Annotated in this window: 1 protein-coding gene; it reads left to right on the top strand. The window is 43.1% G+C overall.

Annotation, left to right across the window (positions count from 1 at the left end):
• Nucleotides 1-112: 112 nt before the first annotated feature.
• The coding region (locus QVP90_RS14420) for an FG-GAP repeat domain-containing protein (protein WP_288204629.1) at nt 113-582 on the top strand (470 nt) is incomplete at its 3' end.

The following is a 582-nucleotide window of genomic DNA, read 5'->3' as shown; positions in this document are numbered from 1 at the left end:
CTACTTAACTACTTGACTACTTAACTACTTACTACTAAAAAATTTACTACTTAGCAGCTTACTACTGACCATGAGTTATTCTGATTAATATTAACTATTAAATATTCACGCTATGAAAATTAGAAAATTACTATCGACAATGGCATTGAGCGCTATAGTAGCCTCGAATGCACTGGCAACAGAACCTGTAAAAGTGGAATGGGGAGATCCCGTCAAACAACCTTGGGGAGACCCCAGCGACCCGGAAGGGGCAAATGTATGCTCCTGGTTCCAATGGGGACAGGATTTATGGTTCGATTATAACAACGACGGATACATGGATCGCTTTGTTATCGGTGGAAAACACGAAGATTTGGGACATGCATATCTGTTCAGAAATGAAGAGGGAAGCGAATTCACAAACATACCGGTCGATATCCCCAAATTGGAAATTGCCGGAGCGGTGGTCTTAGATTTTGACAACGACGGTATCATGGACCTCTACGTGCAAGGAAAAAGAGCAACCGATAACGGCCGGGAAAACTATACAGCCATTTGGAGAGGAACGGGAGACCCGGAAAATCCTTTTGAGCATGCGGTTCA

This window comes from Bacteroides sp. CAG:189, assembly GCF_000432295.1.
Taxonomy (GTDB): Bacteria; Bacteroidota; Bacteroidia; order Bacteroidales; family Bacteroidaceae; genus Bacteroides; species Bacteroides salyersiae.
This window is presented reverse-complemented; position numbering and strand designations above follow the sequence as displayed.